Origin of the sequence: Hydrogeniiclostridium mannosilyticum, assembly GCF_003268275.1 — a bacterium.
GTDB lineage: Bacteria > Bacillota > Clostridia > Oscillospirales > Acutalibacteraceae > Hydrogeniiclostridium > Hydrogeniiclostridium mannosilyticum.
Map to the genome: position 1 here is coordinate 1 of NZ_QLYR01000020.1, position 4,983 is coordinate 4,983.

9 protein-coding genes are annotated in these 4,983 nt (G+C 46.3%); all 9 read left to right on the forward strand.

The features are described 5' to 3' along the window. The coding region (locus DPQ25_RS14800; protein WP_407928173.1) for a hypothetical protein at positions 1–394 on the forward strand (394 nt) is incomplete at its 5' end. A gap of 13 nt (positions 395–407) precedes the next feature. Beyond that, positions 408–605: a hypothetical protein gene (locus tag DPQ25_RS14065; protein ID WP_112333810.1), complete on the forward strand. Its 198-nt coding sequence runs from the start codon at positions 408–410 to the stop codon at positions 603–605. Then, positions 589–1,503 (forward strand): YqaJ viral recombinase family nuclease, encoded by a 915-nt coding sequence (locus tag DPQ25_RS14070; protein WP_112333811.1) that lies wholly within the window; start codon positions 589–591, stop codon positions 1,501–1,503. Before DPQ25_RS14065 ends, DPQ25_RS14070 begins: the two co-directional genes overlap by 17 nt. Position 1,504: 1 nt before the next feature. Continuing rightward, positions 1,505–1,828, forward strand: coding sequence for a recombinase RecT (locus DPQ25_RS14075; protein ID WP_242978401.1), 324 nt, complete (start codon positions 1,505–1,507; stop codon positions 1,826–1,828). A gap of 206 nt (positions 1,829–2,034) precedes the next feature. Beyond that, a complete protein-coding gene (locus DPQ25_RS14080) occupies positions 2,035–2,769 on the forward strand; it encodes a GIY-YIG nuclease family protein (protein WP_112333812.1) in 735 nt (244 codons plus the stop codon). 101 nt (positions 2,770–2,870) lie between these two features. Further along, positions 2,871–3,356, forward strand: coding sequence for a recombinase RecT (locus DPQ25_RS14085; protein WP_112333813.1), 486 nt, complete (start codon positions 2,871–2,873; stop codon positions 3,354–3,356). Beyond that, on the forward strand, positions 3,349–3,747 hold the full coding sequence (locus tag DPQ25_RS14090) for a single-stranded DNA-binding protein (protein WP_112333814.1): 399 nt from the start codon (positions 3,349–3,351) through the stop codon (positions 3,745–3,747). Before DPQ25_RS14085 ends, DPQ25_RS14090 begins: the two co-directional genes overlap by 8 nt. A 19-nt stretch (positions 3,748–3,766) precedes the next feature. After that, complete coding sequence (locus DPQ25_RS14095; protein ID WP_112333815.1) at positions 3,767–4,321, forward strand: hypothetical protein; 555 nt, start codon at positions 3,767–3,769, stop codon at positions 4,319–4,321. A 79-nt stretch (positions 4,322–4,400) separates the two neighbouring features. Further along, a partial coding sequence (locus DPQ25_RS14100) for a helix-turn-helix domain-containing protein (protein ID WP_242978402.1) occupies positions 4,401–4,983 on the forward strand: 583 nt, incomplete at its 3' end.

The following is a 4,983-nucleotide window of genomic DNA, read 5'->3' on the forward strand; positions in this document are numbered from 1 at the left end:
CAGGGTCTCCGACAACGGCTGGGTCTTCGACAACGGCAGGGTCTTCGGCGACGGCAGGGTCTACGGCAACGGGCAGGTCTACGGCAACGGCGAGGTCTTCGACAACGGCTGGGTCTCCGACAACGGTGAGGTCTACGGCAGCGCAAGAATCGGGGTTAATGGTTATATCTCAAGCCCGCGCTCATACTTTGTACAAGGTCCTATCGGCTCACGGAATGATTTTCTGACCTGCTATCTTGATAAAGATAAGAAGATTTACGCGGTTACAGGCTGCTTTTGCGGGAGCATAGAAGTATTTGTGAAGAAAGTAAAGGCGGTCCACGGAATGAATAGGTGGGCAAAGCAATACCTGAAAGCTGCCGAGATGGCCCGCGTTATGCTTTCCGGGGATTAACGGAGGATGTCAAATGGAATATGTAGGATTGGGTCCTGAAAACGGTAAAATCATAGCAGAAGAAAACGCTCTATCTTATGCAATGGAATGCTGCGGAATTGTAAAAATCGGATATGGACCAGACTGGCCTGAATTTTCCAATATGCTTATTGATTGGTTCTATAGTGGCAACTGGTTAAAGGAGGAATCCTGCGGTGAAACAGTCGCGTGAGGAATGGCTTGAGGATCGGCGCCGGAGTATCGGCGGGTCCGATGCCGCTGCTCTAGTGGGAATGAACCCATGTGTAACTCCATATATGCTTTGGGCAGATAAAACAGGTAAGCTGCCTCCAAAAAATGACAACGAGGCTATGCGGCAAGGCCGGGACCTGGAAGCTTATGTAGCACAACGCTTTACAGAAAAAACAGGGAAAAAGGTACATGTGTACTCGGAAATGCTTAGAAATCCAGCTTATCCTTTTGCTCATGCCAATATTGACCGAAAAGTAACCGGAGAGCGTGCAGGTTTGGAATGCAAGACCACCAGCATTATGAACCTAAAGAAATTTAAAAACGGTGAATATCCAGAGAACTATTATGCCCAATGTGTCCATTATTTAGCTGTAACAGGATTTGACCGTTGGTATCTGGCAGTGCTTATTTTAAACCAAGGGTTTTATACTTTCACAGTAGAGCGCGATGAAGATGAAATAAACACGCTGATGAAGGTAGAAAAAGAGTTTTGGGACAATTATGTAATCCCTGGTAATCCGCCGCCGGTCGACGGGTTGAAGCCTACAGAGGAAACAATTAAGACTATTTTTCCATCCGCAAACCCGGGAATAGCCGTAGATTTGTTTGGGCGGGAGAATTTAATCAGAGACTTCCTGGAAACCAACAAACTTATTAAGGCCTACGAGCGAGAAAATGAAAGGAGAAAGCAAATCCTTCAAACCGATCTTTCAGATTCAGAACTCGGCTTATGCAGCAATTATAAGGTGCTTTGGAAGGAGCAAGAAAGGAGAAGCTTTGATTTATCGGCGTTTAAAACAGCTTATCCCAACATTGATCTATCGCCCTATTTTCGTACTTCTTCCTTTCGGAAATTTGACATAAAGGAGCAAAAATAATATGGGAACCTCTATTCAAAAAAACGTTGAAAACAATGCTTTACAGAAAGAAAAAACACCAACTATGCAAGCCTATATCAAGAAAATGGAGGGAGAAATCAAAAAGGCGCTTCCCTCTGTCATAACCCCGGAACGGTTTACCCGCATTACCCTTTCGGCCTTGTCCACAAACCCTAAACTTGCAGCAACGACCCCCGGCTCGTTCTTGGGCGCAATGATGACAGCCGCGCAGCTTGGCCTTGAACCGAACACCCCGTTAGGACAAGCTTACCTGATTCCTTATAGTAACAAAGGAAAGCTGGAATGCCAATTTCAGATTGGGTAAACCTTTTGCCCCTTATTCTGGCAACAGAATATGCAAACGCCGTGAACTGCAAGCTTGGCAGGTGTACCCGCAACGATAACGGAACAGCAGGAAATGGCTGCTTATGCGGGTGCTAACAGGGAAACCCTTCAATGTGTCGTGGCCTGTATCCTTCTTGAAATTGACACACTGGGCAATCCTGTGCTATAATATTCCCGGGTGATAATATGTCCTCTGGAATATACAAGATAACAAACACGCTGGATGGTCACTTCTACATCGGACAATCTCGTAATTTGGAGCGTCGTTGGTATCTCCACAAAAATAATGCCACGAAAGTAAAGGCACATTACACCGTGCTGGAAAAGGCATTTAAAAAATATGGGATTGATTCATTTGAATTTGAAGTGATCGAGTATTGTCCTGTTGAACGACTGAATGAACGAGAAATCTATTATATCTCAAAGCAAAAACCTCAATATAACATGAACTCTGGCGGCGCAGGTAACAATGACTATATTTGCAGGGAAGATACAAAGGCTGTCTTACGCAAATATGGGAAACGCCAGTGGGAAGGCTATGATAATGAGACCAAAAGAAAGATCGTTCAAACACAGTTGACCGGCCCGCGGGTTGGGTCACATCGTTCAAAGGAGACAAAAAAACTTCTTTCCCAGAAAACAAAAGCGTATTTTCAGCGTAATGGTGGAATGCCAGAAGAGCAAAAACTGAAAATAAGCTGTGCTTTACATGGAAAACCGAGACCAAACTATGGGCATTATAAGCCGGTTCGAGCGGTTTTTGATGGAGAAATAGAGTACGAGTTTGGGAGTATAAAAGAAGCAGCTGCAACCCTTCAAATCGATGGCGGGTCTATCGTAAATTGTTTGAAGGGAAAGCGGAAAACAGCAGGCGGTTATTCTTGGGAATATTGTAGTCAAGAGACTATCCGAAAGGAGTAAGCCGGAAATTAAGCACCGGCTGAAGTGCGGCGCACCCCACGAGGGTGATGATATAGTCCACGCCGCAGTGATGAAAAAACTGCGGGAAAAGTGATAAAGGTTTGATTGACCTCGCATACCGAAGCGGGGAAATCAGTGTGATACAGGCCCACACAGTTTGCGAAAATGACGAGTTTGAATATGAGTTTGGGCTCGACCCTAAACTCATACACAGACCCGCCAAATCGGAACGTGGTGCGCCTGTATTTTTTTATGCCGTATTTAAAACAAAAGATGGCGGGTATGGTTTTGAAGTAATGAGCGTCGAAGATATTCGGAGCCATGCTGCCAAATACAGCCAGTCGTATAATAGCGCATATTCTCCCTGGAAGACAAATTTTGAAGAAATGGCAAAGAAAACCGTTTTGAAAAAAGCGCTTAAATATGCTCCGCTGAAGTCTGATTTTGTCCGTCAGGTTTCTGCTGATGAAACCATAAAAACGGAATTGTCGGATGATATGTTCAGCGTTCCGGCTGAAACAATCGAGGTTGAAGGCGTAGAGGTAGACACAGAAACCGGAGAAGTAACGGAGGCAGATAATGATTAACACAGCAATATTCATGGGCCGGCTGACTGCGGACCCGGAACTGAGGCACACGTCGAGCGATACGGCGGTGACAAGCTTCACGGTGGCGGCTGACCGTTCCTATGTAAAAACTGGAGCAGAGCGCCAGGCTGATTTTATAGACGTAGTCGCATGGCGCAGCACGGCGGAGTTTATCTGTAAATATTTCAAGAAAGGCCAATTAATTGCCGTTCAGGGGTCCATACAAACGCGAAACTATGAGGACAAAAACGGGAACAAGCGCAAGGCGGTTGAGGTTGTCGTGGACCAGGCGCACTTTGCAGGCCCTAAGAGGGAGCAGGAGGGCGGGAATTTCGCTCAGCCCGGCGACGGCTTTCAAGAGATTACGGCAGACGACGACTTGCCTTTTTAACTAAGCAGGAGGGATTGAAGTGGTTAAATTTCGTTTAGCAAAAGCAGACTTAAGATATATTTTCGATATTACTAAGAGGTCACTTGGCCACGTTTGCAGGAAAGAAGTACATCAGTACATAAAATTTACTGGAAACGATGGTATGTTGCAGGCGACGTCGGTGGATGGATATAGGATGCACTGTGTATCTGTTCCGATCACGGTGCTTAAGGGAAACCAGCCGTTTTCCTTCCTGCTAAAGCCGTTTTCAATTCCCGCGATGAAATCCTCTTTTATCGAGTGCACACTTGGTGAAAAAGAAATTGCATTTAATTTTGGGGAACGGAAATTCATTGAGCGGCTTGGGGATGGAGTAGATGACTTTATTGATTTTGAAGAAGCCATTCCTAAAAATGAACCAGTGGAGACAATCGGCTTTAATCCAGACTATCTTGCGGACGCATTAAAAGGTTTCCGCTCATCTTCAGACAATCCTGTCGCTTTAGAGATTTACGGCCCCCACAGCCCGGTAGTTATCCGAAGCAACAAAAATCCCGAGGATTTTCGTTTGGTTCTCCCTGTTCTTTTGGGGTGAAAGGAGTTGGCTGCACTTGAGCATCATCTTATCGGTTCCGTTCAACCCCGCCCAAACAAAGCTATGAGGCGGTGGGAGAATGCTTGAGCAAGGGTACATAAAGTTATACCGCTCTTTGCTGAGATGGGAATGGTATGACGACGCCAACACGTTCCGGGTCTTTGTTCATCTGCTGCTTACAGCGAACCATGAGCCTCAGAAATGGCACGGGATTACCATAGACCGGGGGCAAAGGTTAGCAAGCTTTTCAAAAATTGCACAAGAACTTTCTTTGTCAATTAAAGAGGTTCGCACGGCAATTCGGCACCTCATAGAGACAGGCGAGCTGGCACACTCAACAACGGCGAAATACGGCATATTTACTATACAAAATTACGAAAAGTTTCAAGGAGGGGCACAGTCAGAGGCACCCAACCGGGCACCCGAGGGGCAAGCAGAGGGCACGCTAGGGGCAAGCAAGGGGCAACAAAGGAAGAATGATAAGAATATAGAGAAAGAGAAGAATATACTCCCCCCTAAATCCCCCCAGGGGGAAGGACAGGCCGAGGACCTAACTGTTGAAACGGCAGGAGGAGCGGCGGAGGCCGCTATCCGACCCAAGACGCCTGTCCAGGGATTTGAGGAATTCTGGAAAGCCTTCCCCAAGAAGGCGAGCAAGGGCA

Excerpts from the sequence above, each read along its gene's own strand:
- DPQ25_RS14065 (WP_112333810.1), top strand. The coding sequence starts at position 408 with ATGGAATATGTAGGATTGGGTCCTGAAAACGGTAAAATCATAGCAGAA.
- DPQ25_RS14075 (WP_242978401.1), top strand. The coding sequence starts at position 1,505 with ATGGGAACCTCTATTCAAAAAAACGTTGAAAACAATGCTTTACAGAAA.
- DPQ25_RS14080 (WP_112333812.1), top strand. The coding sequence starts at position 2,035 with ATGTCCTCTGGAATATACAAGATAACAAACACGCTGGATGGTCACTTC.
- DPQ25_RS14090 (WP_112333814.1), top strand. The coding sequence starts at position 3,349 with ATGATTAACACAGCAATATTCATGGGCCGGCTGACTGCGGACCCGGAA.